The organism is Mycobacteroides chelonae CCUG 47445, assembly GCF_001632805.1.
Classification (GTDB): domain Bacteria; phylum Actinomycetota; class Actinomycetes; order Mycobacteriales; family Mycobacteriaceae; genus Mycobacterium; species Mycobacterium chelonae.
In genome coordinates this window covers 4815251-4836520 of record NZ_CP007220.1, presented here as the reverse complement: position 1 = coordinate 4836520, position 21270 = coordinate 4815251, and the positions used below count along the sequence as shown (strand labels likewise).

Annotated in this window: 5 protein-coding genes (1 of these 5 running past the window's edge); 4 read left to right on the top strand and 1 reads right to left on the bottom strand. The window is 63.5% G+C overall.

The window, feature by feature from the left end; translation table 11 throughout:
- Nucleotides 1-41 precede the first annotated feature (41 nt).
- Both BB28_RS23420 and BB28_RS23415 read left to right on the top strand, forming a co-directional pair.
- A complete protein-coding gene (locus tag BB28_RS23420) occupies nt 42-1322 on the top strand; it encodes a glycosyltransferase (RefSeq protein ID WP_046255270.1) in 1281 nt (426 codons plus the stop codon).
- Nucleotides 1323-1329: 7 nt separating this feature from the next.
- Nucleotides 1330-2589 (top strand): glycosyltransferase, encoded by a 1260-nt coding sequence (locus tag BB28_RS23415; RefSeq protein ID WP_046255269.1) that lies wholly within the window; start codon nt 1330-1332, stop codon nt 2587-2589.
- A 31-nt stretch (nt 2590-2620) separates the two neighbouring features.
- Here BB28_RS23415 and BB28_RS23410 read toward each other — a convergent pair whose 3' ends face one another.
- Nucleotides 2621-4024, bottom strand: a complete 1404-nt coding sequence (locus BB28_RS23410; protein WP_046255268.1) for a cytochrome P450 — start codon at nt 4022-4024, stop codon at nt 2621-2623.
- Between the two features lie 539 nt (nt 4025-4563).
- Here BB28_RS23410 and BB28_RS23405 point away from each other — a divergent pair.
- Together BB28_RS23405 and BB28_RS23400 are read left to right on the top strand one after the other, a co-directional pair.
- Complete coding sequence (locus BB28_RS23405) at nt 4564-4794, top strand: MbtH family protein (protein ID WP_046256121.1); 231 nt, start codon at nt 4564-4566, stop codon at nt 4792-4794.
- A gap of 17 nt (nt 4795-4811) precedes the next feature.
- A protein-coding gene (locus BB28_RS23400) for a non-ribosomal peptide synthase/polyketide synthase (protein ID WP_046255267.1) crosses the window boundary here: on the top strand, nt 4812-21270 show its 5' portion. The gene runs 7937 nt beyond the window's last position; 16459 of the gene's 24396 nt are visible here — the first part of the coding sequence; the start codon lies at nt 4812-4814; its stop codon lies beyond the right edge, outside the window.

Here is a 21270-nt window from a genome sequence, read left to right as displayed (position 1 = left end):
GCTCTCATTCCGCAGGAACACTGGATGTGAAGGGCTCTGCGATGAAATTCGTACTGTCATTCTATGGCACACGCGGCGATGTCGAGCCGGGCGTGGCGGTTGGCCGCGAGCTCTTACGCCGCGGGCATGAGGTACGCATGGTCGTTCCGCCCGACTTAGTTGGTTTTGCGGAGTCGGCCGGGCTCTCTGCGGTCGCCTGTGGTCCAGATGTTCGGGTATGGCAGGACGTGAATCGCGACTTCTGGGCCCGCTTCTTGCGGAACTTCTGGAAGAACTTCTGGCGGATCCGGGATCTCCGGGAGCTACTCCGTGAAGATTGGCGGTTCTTGGTTCAGTGTTGGGAGGACGTGAGTACAACACTGAGATCGCAGGCGGCCGATGCCGACCTGCTTTTCACGGGTGTCCTCGGTGAGGAGTCGGCTGGTAACGTCGCGGAGTACTACTCCCTTCCGTTCGCCACGCTGCACGTGTTTCCGATTCGCGCGAATGGCCAGCTCGTCCCGGGACTACCTGCACGGCTTGGCCGGTCGATTATGCGGCTGTCGGAGTGGCTGGGCTGGCCGATGTTCAAGAGGCTCGAGGACCCACAGCGTCGCTCGCTGGGTCTCCCCAAGGCCACCGGACCTTCGCCGTGGCGGATAGCGGAGCGCGGTTCTTTGGAGATCCAGGCCTACGACGAGGTCTGTATGCCTGGTCTGGCCGACGAATGGGCCCAATACGATGGTCGACGGCCCTTTGTCGGTGCACTGACACTCGATCTACCAACAGATTCCGATACCGAAGTGGCCTCGTGGATAGAGGCGGGAAGACCGCCCATCTGCTTCGGCTTCGGCAGCATGCCCGTCGAATCTGCCGCCGAGACACTGGCCATGATTAGCGCGGTATGTGATCAGTTGGGAGAGCGGGCCCTGGTGTGCGCCGGCGGAAGTGATTTCAGCCGTGTCTCACTTTTCGAGAACGTCAAAGTGGTCGCCGCGATGAACTACACCGCGGTCTTTCCAGCATGCCGCGCAGTGGTGCATCACGGTGGCGCCGGCACCACCGCCGCGAGTCTGCGGGCCGGGGTCCCCACATTGGTTCTTTCGACAGATCTCGATCAGACGCTGTGGGGTGCGCGGGTAAAGCGGCTGAAAGTGGGTACCGCCCGCCGCTTCTCGGCCACCACCGAGAAGACCCTGCTCGCGGACCTGCGGACCATCCGCGACTCGCAGTACGTCACGCGGGCCCGCGAGGTCGCTACCCGAATGACCGGGGTCGCCGAGAGCCCGGTGACCGCCGCCGATCTGCTGGAAGATTTCGTCCGTCTCAAGAGGGCTGGCTGATGCCCCGATGAAGTTTGTACTGGCGAGCTACGGGACACGCGGCGATATCGAGCCGTGCGTCGCGGTCGGCCGAGAGCTGTTGCGCCGGGGCCATGACGTGCAGATGGCCGTCCCACCCGATCTCATCGCCTTTGTGGAAGCGGCCGGACCTACCGCAGTCGCCTACGGCCCGGATCTGCAGGCGGTTCTGGACGCACATCGCGATTTCTGGACGCACTTCTTTCGTAATTTCTGGAAGATACGAGATCTGATCAGGATGCGGCGTGAGGTCGTGGAGCCGTTCCTGCAATGTTGGAAGGACATCGTCGCGACGCTGACATCGTTGGCACAGGGCGCGGACGTGCTCTTTACCGGCGTCAATTTCGAAGACGCAGCAGGGAATGTGGCGGAGTATTACGACATTCCGCTGGCCACGCTGCACTTCTTTCCGTTGCGGGCCAACGGGCTGTTCCTACCTCTACTGCCTGCGCCGTTGGGCCGATCGACGATGAGGCTAGGAGAGTGGCTGGCATGGCAGAACGCGAAGAAGGTCGAGGGTGTACAGCGCGGTGAGCTGGCGCTGCCGCGAGCCACCGCACCCTCACCGTGGCGAATCACCGCACGTGGATCGCTGGAGATCCAGGCCTACGACCAGGTCTGCTTTCCTGGCCTCGCCGAGGAATGGGCGGGGCATGAGGGCCGTAGGCCCTTCGTCGGTGCGCTGACACTGGATTTACCAACAGATTTCGATGACGAGGTGGCCTCGTGGATCGCTACCGGGACGCCGCCGATCTTCTTCGGCTTCGGCAGCCTGCCGGTGGAATCTGCCGCCCAGACGCTCGCAATGATCAGTTCGGCGTGTGCAGAGTTGGGCGAGCGGGCGTTGGTATGTTCTGCCGGGTCCGATTTCAGTCAGGTGTTGCCCGCAGAGAACATCAAAGTGGTGGACGCGATGAACTACTCAGCGGTCTTCCCGGTCTGCCGCGCAGTGGTGCATCACGGCGGCACCGGCACAACCGCTGCGGGCCTGCGGGCCGGTGTTCCCACGTTGATCCTTTCCACAGACCTCGACCAGACGTTGTGGGGTACACGTGTCAAACGATTGAAAGTGGGCACCGCCCGGCGTTTCTCGACCACGACCGCGAAGACATTGGTGACCGACCTACGTACAATTCTCGAACCGCACTGTGTGGATCGTGCCAGGGAGGTCGCCACACGAATGACCAGACCCGCTGAAAGTGTCATTGCTGCAGCAGATCTCGTTGAAGGTCTGGCTAGGAGTAGTTAGCGGTGACCAGATCCGGCCCACGGCCGTAGGTTTAGCGCCGAGGGTCGGCCGACTGCGTCGTGCCATGAAGGCCAGCAGGACACCGTGGTGGCGCTGCGGGCGCACAGTCCCGGATCGCCTGAACCTCAATGTACCCGCCACGATGTGGCACGAAGGTGACGTGTTTTGCCTGCTGCTTCTCATCGGGCGCGGTGGTGGTGCTCAAGTCGACCCGGCGCAGGATCTCACGGAGCACCACTCGCATTTCGACCATCGCGAAGGTGGCCCCGAGGCAGCGGCGATTGCCGCCGCCGAATGGCAGCCAGGTGGTTGGGCTCTGCGTGGTACCGAGCATTCGGTCCGGGTCGAATCGGTCTGGATCCGGATACACCGTGGCACTTGAGTGCACGAGTCCGATTGCCGGATCGACCATGATGCCGGCCGGTAGCAGATAGCCGCCAACCTCTACAGGCTCCTTGAGCACTCTGCCCGAGCTGAAGATGACCGGGCGGATTCGTAACGTCTCCTTGGCGACTGCGTCGAGGTACTCATCGCCGCCCGGATCTCCCGTTGCGCTGGCATCGGCGGCGCGTACAGCCTTGGCCAACGCGGCTGGGTGCCGTGTCAGTCGCTCCAGCACCCAGGACAGTGCGGTCGCGGTGGTCTCATGTCCGGCCGCGATGGACGTCAAAAGGTGATCACGCAGCTCTTGGTCGGACATCGTGCGGCCGTCATCATCGGTGGCGCTGACAAGCATGGCCAGCACATCGGTGCGCTCGTCCAGATTGGGGTCAGCGCGACGCTCGGCGATCTCCGCGTAGAGCAGAGCATCCGTCTCGGCCATCCGTCTGCCGACCCCCCGCCACGGGAAATACCGTCGCAGGCGAGGATTGGTAATCGCTGGGGTTTCCCACGGCTTCATGTAGAGCAGACGCGGTACCACTTTGCGCAATGCAGCTAGCCGTACCGGGTCGGTAGCGCCGATAACTGTTCGCAGGATCACCTCGAGTGTGATCTCTGTGGTGAACGGGGCAACGGGGAAGCTCTGACCAACCGGCCATTTGGTTATGTTTGCGGCAGCGATGTCTGCCATCTGAGTCGTCTGGCGCGCGACGGCATCACGATGAAAGGCGGGCATGAGAAGGCGACGCTGATCGTGGTGTTCGTCCTCGTCGAGCACGAACAGTGAGCTGTCGCCAAGCAGACCACGAAAGAACCAGTGTGCCTCTCCGGAATGAAAGACCCGTGGGTCGCCGGCGTAGACCTTCTTGATATCGGCCGGATTCGCCAGATATACGACCTTGCCAGACAAGGGAATACGCAGTGTGAATACATTGCCGTAGCGGCGCTGACAGCCGGCGAGAAAGCGCAGACCATAGGCCGCCATCAGTATGGACTGCGCCACCAATGGGAGCGGAGGTCCGGGCGGTAGTACCGGTTTCGCGATTTTGCTCACTGTGCGTGATCCTAAGCAATAGTGGGTATGACAGCTCACACGCCGATGGTCCCGGCCATCACTGGCGCGAGTTTGCCTGTCGCGGAGAGTGACTCAGTTCGAGACGCACGGTGCCATCCAACGGTACGAGTGTTGCGGCGGGTACGCACGTACTTTCGGAAGTCGGGTACTTCGTTGGCGTGGATGCTCACTCAGGCTTGTCGAGTGCGGCCTTCACGCCACATATCTGGTCACGTACGGTACCTCGTCGAACATCAATTGATGAGTGCCAGAGGCTATACAGCAAACTATGAGACAACTGGCTTTGTCTGTGTCGTGGCCATGGCGTCGAGCTGTTCACGCCCGGTTTGGTTACGACTAGCAGCCAATTCGCCCCTCTTGGGGCTCTCATGTTCGGCAATGTCGGACGGTATGCCCCGGCCGTAACCAGCCAGTAGCAAGTATTGGTGATTTCTCTAAAAACGCGCACTCACCGTGATCTCTCGGTTAGTTTTAGAACAGGTTCCACTTATCGTGCGTGGATGGTGTCGGGAGAAGTGTTGAGTATCAATCCATTTGATGACGACAATGGCAGCTTTTTCGTTCTGGTCAACGACGAGGAGCAACACAGCTTGTGGCCGGCCTTTGTCGAGGTGCCGGCTGGCTGGCGGGTGGTTTTCGGCGCAGCGGACCGTGCCGCCTGCCTGGACAACATAGAGCAGAACTGGCCGGATATCCGGCCAAAAAGCCTGCGCGAGAGGGTGGCACACGGTCGGACTGTTGAACATTAAGCAGTGGGTGGGGACCAATGGAATGTGATCATGGGGCGCTCCCGCTTACGCGGGGGCAGTTGGACATTTGGCTTGCCGAGGAAACTGGTCACGCCGGAGTCAAATGGCAGCTGGGCATGCTCGGCCGCATCGAAGGCGTCATCGACCATGACCTGCTGGAGCGGGCCGTGCGTCATGTGGTGTGTGAGGCGGAACCACTCAGAGCCGCATTTTCTGAACGGGATGGCCAGGTTTTCCAGACGGTAGTCGACTATCCGGACGTTGAGCTCGCTCACCATGACCTAACTGGCTCTTCGGATCCTATGCGTGATGCCTATCGGATAGCGGCGTCGATCCGCCGTAAGCCGATGCCGCTCAACGGCCCGCTGTTCAAGTTTGCACTGATGCAGGCACGGGCTGACGACTTCTATTTCTTTGTGTGCTGCCACCACATCGCGACAGACGGAATCGGCATGGGACTGCTATGTCACCGCATCGCCACCGTCTACTCTGCGATCGCTACGGATACACCGATACCTGCGCCCATCTTTGGATCGTTGAAAAGTCTCATCGACTGTGAGTCCGAGTACGAGGCCTCTGACGACTACGCCGCCGACGAGGCCTATTGGGCCAATTGCGGACCGCTGGAGAGCGAACCGCGGCGGGGGCCGACACATGTTGTCGTGACTCCAGCCAGAGAGTATGAGCCGTCGGCACCCATTCAGTTGGACCCGTCGGTTGTCGCCAAGGCCCGTGAGTTGTCCCATGTGTTGGGGGTGCGTCGTGCCGCCGTGATCACCGCGGCATGCGCACTGTTGGTGCATGGCGAGGTCGGGGGTACGGAGATCGTCCTCGACTTCCCGGTGAGTCGACGGGTACGCCCGGAGTCATTGTTGGTGCCCGGAATGAGTTCTGGTGTTGTGCCCTTGCGGTTGACAACATCGCCGACTGCCACGGTGGCCGAATTTTGTAGACATGTCGATGGGCGTATCCAAGAAGCATTGCGGCATCAGCGCTTCCCGCTGCGGGCTATTGAGAACAAGACAGGTCTTCAGCGCGGCGGGCAGGTGACGAATCGCGCGGCCATCAACTTCATTCCGACAACCCGGTTGGCGGACTTCGCCGGAGCAGCGGGGTCGGGGACCGTAACCCACACGGGGCTCGTAGATCAGTTCGGACTCGTCTTCATCAAGAACGATGAGGAGCTCTTCCTCAGTACGTCGGGTATCGGGACGTTGTTCTCCGACTGTGATGCGCGCGCCCTGGCTGACCGCTTCGAGCGAGTGCTGTTGGCAATGACCGCAGATTCGGGCCGTATGCTTTCGGCGATCGATGTCCGCTACGAGGCCGAATGCCCCCAGCTGGATGTGTGGAGTAATCGCGGGGCGCTGATGTCGCCGATGCGCCAACCGGTATCGATCCCGGAGGTCTTTGCCGCTCAGGTGGCGCGCGATCCGGGCGCCGTAGCGGTGAAATTCGGCGACAGTGCAATGACCTATCGCGGGCTGGATGCTGCCTCGAATCGGTTGGCACACTTGTTGGTTGCGCACGGAGTGGGTCCCGGGCAGCGGGTGGCGTTGCTGTTCTCGAGATCTGTCGAGGCGGTCGTGGCGATCATGGGTGTGCTGAAAACCGGTGCGGCTTACGTGCCGATTGATCCGGTGGTGCCCGATGCGCGGCTGGAGTTCGTGCTATCCGACGCTGGGACAGCTGTCGTTGTGACTTCCGTGGACCTGGTGAATCGCCTGGATGGGCGCGCGGTGACTGTGATCGATATTGACGACCGCACGGTGTATGGCCAGCCGTGTGCAGCATTAGAGGTAACACCGGCACCCGATGACATCGCGTATCTGATCTACACCTCGGGCACCACCGGTGTTCCGAAAGGCGTTGCCATTCCGCATGACAATGTCACACGGTTGTTAGATGCGATCGATGCCGACCTTGAACTGCTGCCGGGGCAGGTGTGGGCGCAGAGCCATTCTCTGGCCTTCGATTTCTCGGTGTGGGAGATTTTCGGTGCGCTGCTCCATGGCGGGCGGCTGGTGGTGGTTCCCGAGTCCGTCACGCGCTCACCGGAAGACCTTCACGCCCTCTTGGTTCGCGAACGCGTCGGTGTGTTGAGTCAGACGCCGTCGGCCTTCTATGCCCTGCAATCCGTCGATACGCAGCTGCCCGAACATCAGCAGCTTGGGCTCGAGGTGGTGGTATTCGGCGGGGAAGCCCTCATGCCACAGCGTCTCGGAACCTGGCTGGCCGATCATCCGGGACTGCCGCGACTAATCAACATGTACGGGATTACCGAGACGACGGTGCATGCCTCGTACCGGGAAGTCACCGCCGCCGATGCGGACACTGCCGCCAGCCCGATCGGTGTCCCGTTGGCAGACTTGGCCTTTTTTGTGCTTGATGATTGGCTACGTCCGGTGCCCGCCGGTGCTGTTGGAGAGTTGTATGTTGCCGGTGTTGGCGTGGGCTATGGCTACCTCGGTCGGAATCCGTTAACAGCGACTCGATTTGTGGCGTGCCCGTTCGGCGGCCGCGGAGCGCGGATGTATCGAACCGGTGATCTGGTGTGCTGGGGCCTCGATGGACAGTTGCAGTATCTGGGGCGCGCGGACGAGCAAGTCAAGGTCCGGGGTTATCGCATCGAACTTGGCGAAATCCAGTCGGCATTAATGGAATTCGACGATGTCGAGCAGGCGGTCGTGATTGTCCGGGAGGACCGCCCCGGAGATAAACGCCTGGTCGGCTACATCATCGGGGCTGCCGACACCGGCGCCTTGCGCACCGCGATGGCCGAGCAGTTGCCGTCCTACATGGTGCCGGTAGCGATTGTGGTGCTGGAAACCTTCCCGTTGACGGTTAACGGGAAACTCGACAAAAACGCCCTTCCCGCGCCGGAGTATCGATTTGTCGATCGGTACAGGGCGCCCAGTACCACCACCGAGGAGGTCCTGGCCGACATCTACGCGCAGGTCCTGGGCTTGGACCACGTTGGCGTCGACGACTCATTCTTCGAGCTCGGCGGGGACAGCATCCTGGCAATGCAGGTGTCCTCGCGAGCGCGCGCCGCGGGACTGGAGTGCCGTCCGCGCGACATCTTTGTCCAGCAGACCGTGGCGCGACTGGCCCGGGTAGCCGCCGCGACCGGCGGTATCCAAGAATCGATCGATGAGGGCCTTGGGCCGGTACCGACAACACCAATCATGCTGTGGCTGAAGAGCCTTGATAAGACCAGCGAGTCGGTCAGTGAGTTCAACCAGACGGCGCTGATCCAAGCGCCCACGGGTGTCACAGAGAACGACACCGTGGTCATGTTGCAGGCCTTGCTCGATCGCCATGCCATGCTGCGGCTGCGTGTGGACGACGACGGCGTGGGCGGGTGGTCGTTGACAGTGCCGGAGGTAGGCGCGGTCGATGCGCACGCCTGCCTGCGCGCGGTGGATGTGCTGTCCGATGAGGCGCTGATGACAGCGCGGTCGCGATTGAATCCGTCCACCGGCGTGATGCTCAGTGCGCTCTGGGTGACCTCCGTGAGCCAGCTGGTGTTAATCGTGCACCATCTGGCCGTCGACGGGGTTTCGTGGCGAATCATGTTGGAAGATATCAATATCGCGTGGCGCCAGCACCGCGAAGGATCGCCGGTGGCGCTGCCATCGACGGGCACATCATTCGCCCGGTGGGCCGAGCTGCTGGTCCATGCTGCCCAGAACCCGGGTGCCGTGGAACAAGCACAAGCGTGGCGACAGATGATGTCGGCGCTGGCGGTGTTGTCAGCCCCGCGCGCGGACACGGATACCTACCAGAGTGCTGGACAGCTGTCGGCATCGTTGGACGCCGAGACTACGCGCACACTGCTCGCCCGGGTGCCGGCGGCCTTCCACACCGGAGTGCACGAGATCCTTTTGATTGCATTCGGATTGGCGGTCGCTGAGTTCACAGGAAGCAGCGGTCTGCCCATCGGTATCGACGTGGAGGCGCACGGACGCCACGAGGAATTGGCCGATTTGGGGGGAGCCGCCGGTCGCAGTATCGATCTTTCGCGCACGGTCGGGTGGTTCACCGCGAAGTATCCCGCCTCGCTGGCACTGGGCGGGCTGCGCTGGGCCCAGGTGGTGGACGGTGACGCCGCGCTGGGGACGGTGATCAAAGACGCGAAGGAGCAGCTACATAGCCAACCGTCCGGCGTGATCTACGGTCTGCTGCGCTACCTCAACGCCGATGTCGACCTCGAAATACCCGACCCCGTAGTGGCGTTCAACTACCTGGGCCGCCTCGGTGGAACCGCGGGCGACGCGTGGCGAATCTGTTCCGAGGGCCTTTCGGTGACACGCATTGCCGGGATGGTGCCAACTTCACTCGGGCATAGCGTTGAGCTCAATGCCGCCACCGTCGACACGGACACCGGCCCACGCCTGCACGCCGACTGGACGTGGGCACCCTCGGTGCTTGATCACGCACAAGTCGGCAGGCTCAGCCAACTGTGGTTCGACGCGCTGGCCGGCATCTGCACGCATGTGCGCCGGGGCGGAGGCGGACTAACCCCCTCGGATATCGTTCCTGCCTCGCTGAGTCAGCGCCAGATCGATGAGCTGAGCCAGCAGCACCGCATCGCCGACGTCTTGCCTCTCACCGCCCTACAACAGGGTCTGCTCTTTCATGCCGGCGCGGCACAGGGGTCCGAGGATGTCTACGCGATGCAGCTGAGCGTCGTCATGAATGGGGCACTCGATGCGGAGCGCCTCCGCGACGCTGTTCACACCGTGATCGGACGGCACCCGCATCTGGCGGCCCGCTTCTGCCAACAGTTCGAACACCCGGTGCAGGTGATTCCCCTCGATCCCGAAGTACCCTGGCAATACCTCGAACTCGCCAACGCGCACGGAGCTGACTTTGATGTCGAGGAGCAGATCCGGAAGGTCTGTGCCGCCGAACGCACCGCAGTCTGTGACCTCACGAACCAGTCGGCTGTCCGGGCCGCGCTCATCCGCATCGCTGAGAACCGGCACCGTTTCGTCCTGACCGCCCACCACATCGTGCTCGACGGCTGGTCGATGCCGATCCTCATGCGAGAGATCTTCGCCGGCCTCGCTGGGCAACGGCTGCCCGTGCCCGCGCCGTACCGCAGCTTTGTCACCTGGTTGACCGAGCGCGATCGCGTGAGTGCCCAGGCAGCGTGGGGTGCGGCGCTGGCCGGTTTCGACACCCCCACATTGGCCTGCCCGACCAGCCGAGACAAATTGGGACGCAGAGGTGTTGAATCCTTCCGGCTGCCGGAAGACACCACGCGGGCGCTCGGCGAGCTGGCGCGCACGCATCACACGACCGCCAACACCGTGCTCCAGGGTGCGTGGGCGTTGCTCCTGAGTTCAATGACCGGCCAGCATGACGTGGCGTTCGGTACGACGGTCTCCGGACGACCGGCGGAGGTCCTCGGTGCGGAATCGATGGTGGGCCTGCTGATCAACACGGTGCCCGTGCGCGCGACCCTTACACCGAGCACTACCACGTCAGACCTATTGCACCAATTGCAGACTTCTCATAACGACACCCTTGAGCATCAGCACCTCGCACTGAGCGATATCCATCGCATCACCGGCCAGGACGCACTGTTCGACACCCTATTGGTGTTCGAGAACTATCCGATCGACAGCACCGGGCCGCTTCTCGTAGACGGCTTGTCCATTACCGAATTCGACTTCCGCGAATCCAATCATTACCCGCTGGCCGTGCAGGCACTGCCGGGCCGCGAGTTGGGCCTTCGTGTTGAATACGACACCGGCAGCTTCGACCTCGCCGCCGTGGAAGCCCTGGTCGAGCGGCTGAAATTGGTTCTAGCGGCGATGATTGCCGAGCCCGGTCGGGCGTTGTCATCGATCAGTCTGCTGGAAGTGGCCGCGCAGGCATGCCTCGAGTGCTGGAGCAACCGGGCAGAACTGGTGAAACACGCAGACCCAAAGCCCATTCCGACGTTGTTCGCGGAGCAGGTGACTCGCACCCCCGACGCGGTGGCGGTGACCTTCGACGGCCGGTCGATGACGTATCGGGAACTCGACGAGGCTGCCAACCGGCTGGCGCAGGCCCTGGCGGCACAGGGGGCACGCCCGGGTGAGTTTGTCGCGCTGATGTTCTCCCGCTCTGCGGAGGCCATCGTGGCGATCCTGGCCGTGTTGAAAACTGGTGCGGCGTATGTTCCGATCGACCCGGCACTACCGGTCTCCCGCATTGAGTTCATGGTGGCCGATGCCGCACCGATCCTGGGTGTTACCGCAGCGAGGCAGCGGCACCGGCTGGACAGGCTCGGACTTACCGTGGTCGAGATCGGTGATGTAGTGGACACCGATGAGGGGCCCGGTGCTGAGCTGGCGGGCCCAGCCGCCGAAGACATCGCCTACCTCATCTACACCTCAGGAACGACCGGCGTCCCCAAAGGTGTTGCCATCCCGCATCGCAACGTACCCGGACTGTTCGGATCGCTGGGTGTCAACGTCCTGTCGGAGCCGGGACAGGTGTGGGCTCAGTGGCATTCCTACAGCTTCGATGTTTCGGTGTGGGAAGTCTTCGGCGCACTGCTGCATGGGGCGCGCCTATTGGTGGTGCCCGAACCAGTCTCCGCATCGCCCGAAGACTTCCACGCCTTGCTTGTCGCCGAACAGGTGACGGTGTTGAGCCAAACCCCGTCGGCGGCGGGCATGATCTCGCCACTGGGACTGGACTCGACGGCGCTGGTGGTGGCGGGAGAGGCTTGTCCACCGGAGCTGGTGGAGCGCTGGGCACCTGGACGCGTGATGATCAACGCCTACGGCCCGACCGAGGCCACGGTGTACGCATCGCTGAGCGAACCGCTCACCACCGGGTCTGCGGTGCCGATCGGCGCACCGGCATCGGGTGCGGCGCTGTTCGCGCTGGATGGGTGGTTGCGTCCGGTGGCGCCAGGGGTGGTCGGTGAGTTGTATGTCGCGGGCCGCGGTGTGGGTCTGGGCTACTGGCGCCGTTCAGGTTTGACATCTTCTCGGTTTGTGGCCTGCCCGTTCGGTGAGCCCGGTGCGCGCATGTATCGCACCGGAGATCTGGTGCGGTGGAGCGCGGATGGACAGCTGCACTACCTGGGGCGCGCTGACGAACAGGTCAAGATTCGCGGTTATCGCATCGAGCTTGGTGAAGTCCAGGCGGCACTGGCGGCACTCGACGGAGTGTCTCAGGCCGCGGTCCTCGCTCGTGAAGATGAACCCGGACAGAAGCGTCTGGTCGGGTACATCACCGGTACCGCCGACCCGAGCCAGATTCGGACATTGCTGGCCGAGCGGCTGCCGAGCTACATGGTGCCGACCGCGGTTGTGGCGATAGATGCGTTGCCACTGACAGTCAACGGCAAGCTTGATCGCCGTGCACTACCGGTACCGGAATACCTCGGCGGTGACCACTATCGGGCACCCGCGAGCCCCGTCGAGGAGATCCTGACCGACGCCTTCGCTCGTGCCCTGGGACTCGAGCGTGTTGGCGTTGATGACTCATTCTTTGACCTGGGCGGAGACTCGCTGTCCGCGATGCGTCTGATTGCCGCGATCAACAAGTCACTGAACGCCGGTATTGCCGTGCGCGACTTGTTCGATGCGCCGACGGCTGCACAGTTGTCCGGTCGCATCGGTGGGGAAGAGGCGCGACTGGAGCCGTTGGTGGCAGTCGAGCGGCACGCTGCCGTTCCGTTGTCATTCGCCCAATCGCGACTGTGGTTTCTGGATCAGTTGCAGGGACCGTCCCCGGTCTACAACATGACGGCTGCGTTCCGGATGGACGGAACACTCGATGTCGACGCGTTGGGTGCGGCGCTGGCTGATGTGGTGGGGCGTCATGAGAGCTTGCGCACCGTGTTCGTCGCCCCCGGTGGCGTCCCTCGCCAGGTGGTGCGGGATTCGGGCAGCGCCGATTTCGGCTGGCAGATCGTCGACGCGGCAGACTGGACCGTCTCACAGCTTCAGCGGGCCGTGGACGCAGCGTCACGGCATACTTTCGATCTGGCCACCGAGATCCCCTTACGGGCAACACTGTTCCGCATTTCCGAGGAAAGGCACGTGCTCGCTGCGGTGGTGCACCACATCGCTGCCGATGGCTGGTCGATCACCCCGTTAGTCGCCGACCTGGGGGTGGCCTATACCGCGCGGTGCCTGGGACGGACTCCGGGTTGGACTGATCTGTCGGTGCAATATGCCGATTACACCCTTTGGCAGCGTGCACAATTCGGGGATCTTGAGGACGGCGACAGCCGCATCGCGGGACAGCTCGCCTATTGGCAAGGGGCGTTGACCGGGATGCCCGAACGCATCGCCCTGCCCACGGATCGGCCGTACCCACTGGTGGCCGAGCACCACGGGGCGACCATCGCGATCGACTGGCCCGTCGAGTTGCAGCAGCAGGTTGCGCGGGTGGCTCGCGAACACAACGCGACCAGCTTCATGGTGGTGCAGGCGGCACTGCTGGCTCTTCTGTCCAACCTCAGCTCCAGTTCTGATGTGGCGGTGGGCTTCCCCATCGCCGGACGCCGTGACCCAGCGCTCGATGAACTGGTCGGGTTCTTCGTCAACACGTTGGTGCTGCGGGTCGACCTAACCGGCGACCCCACCGTCTCCGAGGTTCTGGCGCAGGTGCGCGCACGCAGCCTAGCCGCCTACGAACACCAGGACGTGCCGTTCGAGGTACTCGTCGAGCGACTGAACCCGACCCGTTCCCTGTCGCATCACCCGCTGATTCAGGTGGCGTTGGCCTGGCAGAACGTCGCCGGGCAAGACATCAATGATTCAGCGGCCAACGCGGTGCTGGGCGATCTGCGTGTCACCTCGATGCCGGTGGAAACACACACAGCACGAATGGACGTGAACTTCTCGCTCGCCGAACGCCGGACGAAGTCCGGTGAACCAGCGGGAATCGGTGGGACGGTCGAGTTCCGCACCGACGTGTTTGACGCCGAATCGATCACGGTGCTGGTAGAGCGGCTTCAGCGCGTGCTGACGGCCATGACGGCAGACCCGATGATGCGGTTGTCGTCGGTGAACGTACTCGATGAGGCTGAGCATGATCGTCTTGCCGCACTGGGCAACCACGCGTCGCTGCTGAGGCATGCGCCGCGACCGGTGTCGATTCCCGAGCTTTTCCACGAGCACGTGATGCGCACTCCCGAAGCGGTCGCGGTGACTCACGGCGTGAGTTCATTGACTTACCGCGAGCTCGATGATTCCGCGAATCGATTGGCGCACTTGCTGATCAAGCGGGGTGTGGGCTCGGGGCAGTATGTCGCGCTGTTGTTGAATCGGTCGGCCGAGGCCATTGTGGCCATCCTGGCCGTTCTCAAGACCGGAGCCGCGTATCTGCCGGTCGATCCGTCGGTGCCCGATGCGCGGTTGGAGTTCGTGTTGGCCGACGCCGGGCCGGCGGTGGCGGTGACCACCGCCGATCTGGCCGATCGGCTGGATCGCGATGGCCTGACGATCATCGATATCGACAATCTCGATGCCGATTCCGATGCGGCTGAGCTCTGCAGGACGCTGCCCATGCCGGGCGCGGACGATATCGCATATCTGATCTACACCTCGGGCACGACGGGCGTGCCCAAGGGCGTGGCGCTCAGCCATCACAACGTGACGCAGCTTCTCGAGACGCTCGACGTCGGGTTGCCGCACTCCGGAGTCTGGTCGCAGGCGCATTCCCTGGCATTCGACGTTTCGGTGTGGGAGATCTTCGGTGCGCTGCTGCGGGGCGGACAGGTTGTGGTGGTCCCGGAGGAGGTGACGAACTCGCCGGAGGACTTCCATGCCTTGCTGGTTCGTCAGCGCGTCGGCGTGATCACTCAAACACCTTCGGCGGTAGGCGTGTTACCACGAGAAGGTCTGGAATCGGCGGCGCTGGTGGTCGTTGGTGAAGCCTGCCCGCCGGAAGTGGTCGATCAGTGGGCGCCCGGGCGGGTGATGATCAATGCCTACGGACCCACCGAGACCACGATGTGTGTGGCGATCAGCGCACCACTACAAGTCGGGCAGGGTGTGCCGATCGGTTCGCCGGTACCCGAAGCCGCGCTCTTTGTACTCGACGAATGGCTGCGTCCGGTCCCAGCGGGTGTGATCGGTGAACTGTATGTGGCCGGTGCGGGATTGGGCTACGGCTACGTGAGCCGAACCGGCTTGAGCGCGTCCCGTTTTGTGGCCTGTCCGTTTGTCGGCGCGGGAATGCCGGCGCGTCGGATGTATCGCACCGGGGACCTGGTGTGCTGGGGATCAGACAGGCAGTTGCACTATCGCGGGCGGGCCGACGAGCAGGTCAAAATCCGTGGTCATCGCATCGAACTCGGCGAGGTGCAGGCCGTTCTAGCGGCCCTGGGCGATGTCGGGCAGGCAGTGGTGATCGCACGCGAGGATCGGCCGGGGGATAAGCGTCTGGTGGGCTACATCACCGGCACTGCCGATCCTGGCGACCTGCGTCACGCGATGGCCGACCGTCTGCCGGCCTACATGGTGCCCGCGGCGATCGTGGTCGTGGACGCCATGCCGTTGACGGTCAACGGAAAGCTCGACTCCCGCGCCCTTCCGGCGCCCGATTACCTTGACCACGAACGGTATCGCGCCCCGGCAGACGCCGTCGAAGAGGTTCTCGCGGATATCTACGCTCAGGTGCTGGGCCTGGAGCGGGTCGGCGTCGATGACTCGTTCTTCGATCTGGGCGGCGACAGTATTCTGTCCATGCAGGTGGTGTCGCGGGCCCGGGTGGCAGGCCTGGTGTGCCGGCCGCGCGATGTCTTCGTTGAGCAGAGCGTTGCCCGGTTGGCGCGCGTCGTCGATGTGGCCACAGACACCCGCGGACCGATCGATGAAGGGGTTGGGCCGGTTCCGGCCACTCCAATCTTGCGGTGGCTAAACGATATTGATGGCCCAATTGGTGAGTTCAATCAGGCGGTAGTGCTGCAGGCCCCCGCCGATATCACCGAGGCCGACGTCGTGACGGTGCTGCAGGCCTTGCTGGATCGTCATGCGGCGCTGCGTATCCGTGTCGAAGACGATGGCATGGGCGGATGGTCCTTGACGGTGACCGACCCGGGCGCGGTTCAGGCGCGAGAGTGCCTGCAGGTGGTGGATGCGTTGTCCGATGAGGAGTTGGTCGGGGCGCGGTCGCGGCTGAACCCGGCGGCAGGAGTCATGGTAAACGCGCTGTGGGTGGCCTCGACCGCACAGCTCGCGCTGATCGTCCATCACGTCGCCGTTGATGGGGTCTCGTGGCGAATTCTTTTGGAAGACATCAATATTGCATGGGCGCAGCATGGCGGCGGGCAACCCGTGGTACTACCGCGCACGGGGACGTCGTTCCAGCGATGGGCCGAGCTGTTGAATGTGCATGCGCGCAGTCCCGAGGTCGAGCAGCAAGCGCAGACATGGCGACGGGTGGCGCAGACCCCTGCGGTGTTACCGGTGGCACGCCCCGGGATCGACACCCACGAGAATGCCGGGCAACTGTCGGTATCGCTCGACACCGCCACTACTAGAGCGCTTCTTGGCGACGTTCCCTCCGCGTTCCATGCGGGGCCGCAAGACATCCTGTTGATCGCACTTGGTCTGGCGGTGGCAGAATTCTCGGGTACCGGGGCTGCGCCGGTCGGTATCGACGTCGAAGGACATGGGCGCCACGAGGATCTCGCCGCCGGCGTCGATCTCTCGCGCACGGTGGGGTGGTTCACTGCCAAGTACCCGGTGGCGTTGGCGGTGGGTGGTCTGTCCTGGTCGCAGGTGGTGGCCGGTGATGTGTCGTTGGGTGCGGTGATCAAGGGCGCCAAGGAGCAGATTCGTTCGCTGCCGGATGCACTGAGCTACGGCCTGCTGCGCTACCTGAACCCCGACATCGACCTGGATACCGCCGACCCGGCGATCGCGTTCAACTATTTGGGTCGGCTGGGCGGTGCGGGTACCGAATCATCCGATGGTATGTGGCGGATCGCCGCCCAGAGCATGTCGTCGGCCGGTGCCGCTGCGGTGATTCCGATGCCGTTGACCCATACCGTGGCACTCGACGCCGGCGTCCTTGACACCGGTACCGGGCCACGGTTACAAGCCAACTGGACGTGGGCATCGTCAGTGCTCGACCATGCTCAGGCCACCCGTTTGAGCCAACTGTGGTTCGACGCACTGGTCGGCATCTGTGCGCACGTGCGACACGGTGGGGGTGGGCTGACCCCGTCGGATATCACGCCGGCTCGACTGAGCCAGCGGCAGCTCGACGTGTTACAGCAGCAGTACCGGATAGCAGATGTGCTGCCGTTGAGTGCATTACAGCAGGGCCTGATCTTTCACAGCGGTACGGGTGGCGGGCCCGAGGATCTGTACGTGGTGCAGTTGGACATCGCGGTCAACGGCCCACTCGATCGGCATCGGCTACATGATGCGGTGCAAACGGTGGTAGGCCGCCACCCTCACCTGGCGGCCAGATTCTGCGGGCAGTTCGACCAGCCGGTACAGATCATCCCCGTGGATCCCATCGCGGGGTGGCGATATGTCGATCTGGGTATCGACACCGAGATCGAATTTCTCAGTGCCGAAACCGAAGGGCAAGTCCAGCGGGTGTGTGCCGCTGAACGTGCCGCAGTGTGCGATTTGGCCGATCCGCCGGCCTTCCGGGTGGCCTTGATTCGCACCGCACATGATCGGCACCGATTTGTACTCACCAATCACCACATCGTCCTCGATGGCTGGTCGTTGCCGATCTTGTTGCACGAGATCTTCGCCAGTTATCGCGGGCATCGGCTGCCGACCGCCACGCCGTACCGGAGCTTCATCAGCTGGCTGGCCGACCGGGATCAGGCCGCTGCTCACGCCGCGTGGGGTGAGGTATTGGCGGGTTTCCACACACCAACTCTTGTCGCGACGGCGCAGAAATCCGTTCCGGGGCAACGGGGGATGCGTACCTATCGGGTGCCCGCGTACACCACTCGGGCAGTTGGAGAGTTAGCGCGATCGCAGCACACCACCGTCAACACTGTGTTGCAGGGCGCCTGGGCGCTATTGCTCACCGCGTTGACCGGCCAGCACGACGTTGCCTTCGGCACCGTGGTGTCCGGACGACCGACCGAAGTAGCAGGCGCAGAGTCGATGGTGGGCCTGCTGATCAACACGGTGCCAGTGCGTGCGGACATCACCGCGCGGACGACCACCGTCGATCTGCTCGATCAATTAAAATGTTCCTACGCCAAGACGCTTGATCATCAACATCTCTCGCTTAGTGAGATCCACCGAGTCGTTGACCATGATCGACTCTTTGACACCCTGTTCGTATTTGAGAATTACCCGGTGGACGGCGGCGCATTGTCAGGTGCTGACGGGATCAGCATCGCCGAGATCACCACCCACGAATCGACCGATTATCCGCTGACGATGCAAGCGATACCCGGTGAGGAACTGCGTCTGCGTATCGAATACGACACCGCAGTCATCGAACCGGCCGAGATCGAAGCCCTCGCCCGCCGGATGGAGGCGGTGCTGGTAGCGATGACGGCCGAGCCAGGTCGGTCGTTGTCCTCGTTGCAGATGCTGGACGGAACCGAGCGCACCCGTCTGCAGCAGTGGGGCAACCGGACCGTGCTGACCGATCTGCCCGAGTCGGCGACAGTGCCGGAGCTGTTTGCCGCTCAGGTGGCGCGTGTTCCAGGGGCGGTGGCGCTGGTCTGCGGCAACCGGACGTTGACGTATCGGGAGCTGGAGGAGTCCGCGAATCAGTGGGCGCACAGGCTTATTGGCGAAGGAGTAGGCCCCGGCCAGCGGGTGGCATTGATGTTCTCGCGTTCCGCCGAGGCGGTCGTGGCGATCTTGGCAGTACTCAAGACCGGCGCGGCCTATCTGCCGATCGATCCGGCGCTGCCACAGGCTCGTGTCGAGTTCATGTTGTCTGACGCTGGGCCGATCGTGGCCGTCACCACGACCACGTTCCTCGACCGCTTCACCGGACACGGCCTGGCAGTCTTCGATGTCGATGACCCGGCAGTCGCCGCCCAGCCGAGTACCCCTCTGCCGGCTCCGGCCCCGGACGACATGGCACACATCATTTACACCTCGGGTACTACCGGGCTGCCCAAAGGCGTTGCGGTAACGCAGCGCAACGTGACCCAGCTGTTCGACTCGCTGCGGATCGGCGTGCCGCTGGGGCCGGAACAGGTGTGGACGCAGTTCCACTCGTATGCGTTCGACTTCTCGGTGTGGGAGATCTGGGGGGCCCTGCTGCACGGGGGGCGGTTGGTTGTGGTGCCCGAATCGGTGGCCCGCTCGCCGCAGGAGTTCCACGAGCTGCTGATGCGCGAACAGGTGACTGTGCTGACACAAACCCCGTCGGCGGTGTCGATGCTGCCCGTGGATGGCCTGGAGGCGGCGTCATTGGTGATCGGCGCGGAGCCTTGCCCACCTGCATTGGTGGATCGCTGGGCGCCGGGCCGGGTCATGGTCAACGTCTACGGTCCCACGGAGACCACGATGTGGTTGTGCGCCAGCGCACCCCTCTCCGCAGGAGAGGGGGCACCGCCGATCGGGTCACCGACGGCGTGGGCGGCGTTCTTCGTGCTGGACGAGTGGTTGCGGCCGGTACCCCAAGGCGTGGTCGGTGAGTTGTATCTGGCCGGTGCGGGGGTCGGCATGGGGTATTGGCGCCGCTCGAGCCTCACCGCGTCGAGGTTCATGGCCTGCCCGTTCGGTGAGCCCGGAACACGCATGTACCGCACCGGCGATCTGGTGCGTTGGCGCGCCGATGGGCAATTGGACTACCTGGGCCGCGCCGATGAGCAAGTCAAGATTCGCGGATACCGCATCGAACTTGGCGAAATCCAGTCGGCGCTGATCGCGCTGCCGGGCGTGGAGCAGGCGGCGGTGATCGCCCGCGAGGACCGCCCGGGAGACAAGCGCCTGGTCGGTTACATCACCGGGAGCGCCGATGCGGTCACCGCACGCAACGCGTTGGCCGATCGGCTGCCGGGCTACATGGTGCCCGCCGCGGTGGTCTCCCTGCCGACATTGCCGATGACGGTCAACGGCAAGCTCGATACGCGGGCACTACCGGCACCGGACTACCAGGATGTCGATCAATACCGTGCTCCGGCAGGGGCGGTCGAAGAGATTCTCACCGGAATCTTCGCCCGCGTCCTCGATGTGGAACGTGTGGGAGTTGACGACTCCTTCTTTGACCTCGGCGGCGATTCGGTCTCGACCATGCGTCTGGTTGCGGCGATCAATGCCAACCTGGATACGGATCTTTCCGCGCGCGCGGTCTTCGAAGCGCCCACCGTTGGCCAGTTGGCCCCGCGTATCGGTGCGGGCACGGGTCGGCTGGACCCGTTGGTGAGGCAAGATCGTCCTTCGGTCATTCCACTCTCGTTCGCCCAAAATCGATTGTGGTTTGTCGATCAACTACAAGGCCCCTCACCGGTTTACAACATGCCGGTGGGTCTGCGGCTACATGGGCGCCTGGATACCAGCGCACTGGGGGCGGCACTGGCGGACCTGATCGGCCGACATGAAAGCCTGCGCACACGCTTCGAGGCGCCCGATGGAGTTCCTCGGCAGGTCGTGATGCCCGCCGACGAGGCAGAGTTCGGCTGGGATGTCGTTGATGCCACGACGTGGTCGCCGAGCCGACTGGACGAGGCCGTGGCATCCGCGGCTTGTCACAGTTTTGACCTCGCCGCCGAAATTCCTTTGCGAGCTACGCTTTTCCGCGTTACCGCGGACGAGCACGTGTTGGTGGCCGTGGTACATCACATTGCTGCTGACGGATGGTCCCTCACCCCGCTGGTGCGTGATCTGAGCGTGGCGTACGCGAGCCGATGCGGCGGCACAGTTCCCGATTGGGAGCCGATGGCGGTGCAGTATGCGGATTACACGCTGTGGCAGCGTGCGCAGCTGGGCGATTTCGACGACAGCGACAGTGCCATCGCCGCGCAGTTGTCCTATTGGGAAGACGCCCTGGCGGGTCTCCCTGATCGAGTGGCGCTGCCCACCGATCGGCCCTATCCGCCGGTAGCCGATCAGCGCGGCGCCACCGTGCTGGTCCAGTGGCCGGCCGAATTACAGCAGCAAGTGCGCGCGGCGGCGAGTGAGCACGGAGCGACCAGCTTCATGGTGATGCAGGCGGCGCTGGCCGTGCTGCTTTCCCGGATCAGCGGAACTTCCGATGTGGCCGTGGGCTTCCCGATCGCCGGGCGCCGCGACCCGGCACTGGACGAGCTGGTGGGATTCTTTGTCAACAACCTGGTGCTGCGCGTCGATGTGGCCGGTGACCCCACCGTGGCAGAGTTGTTGGCGCAGGTGCGGCAGAGCAGTCTGGCAGCGTTTGAGCATCAGGACGTTCCCTTCGAGGTTCTGGTGGAGCGGCTCAATCCCGTCCGGAACCTGACTCACCACCCGCTCGTGCAGGTCGCGCTGGCCTGGCAGAACCTGCCGTGGCAAGACACCGGCCCTGCTGGCGGACTGCGTCTTGGTGATC

Bases quoted from the DNA above. Each gene is read 5' to 3' on its own strand.
- BB28_RS23420 (WP_046255270.1), top strand. From the start codon at position 42: ATGAAATTCGTACTGTCATTCTATGGCACACGCGGCGATGTCGAGCCG.
- BB28_RS23415 (WP_046255269.1), top strand. From the start codon at position 1,330: ATGAAGTTTGTACTGGCGAGCTACGGGACACGCGGCGATATCGAGCCG.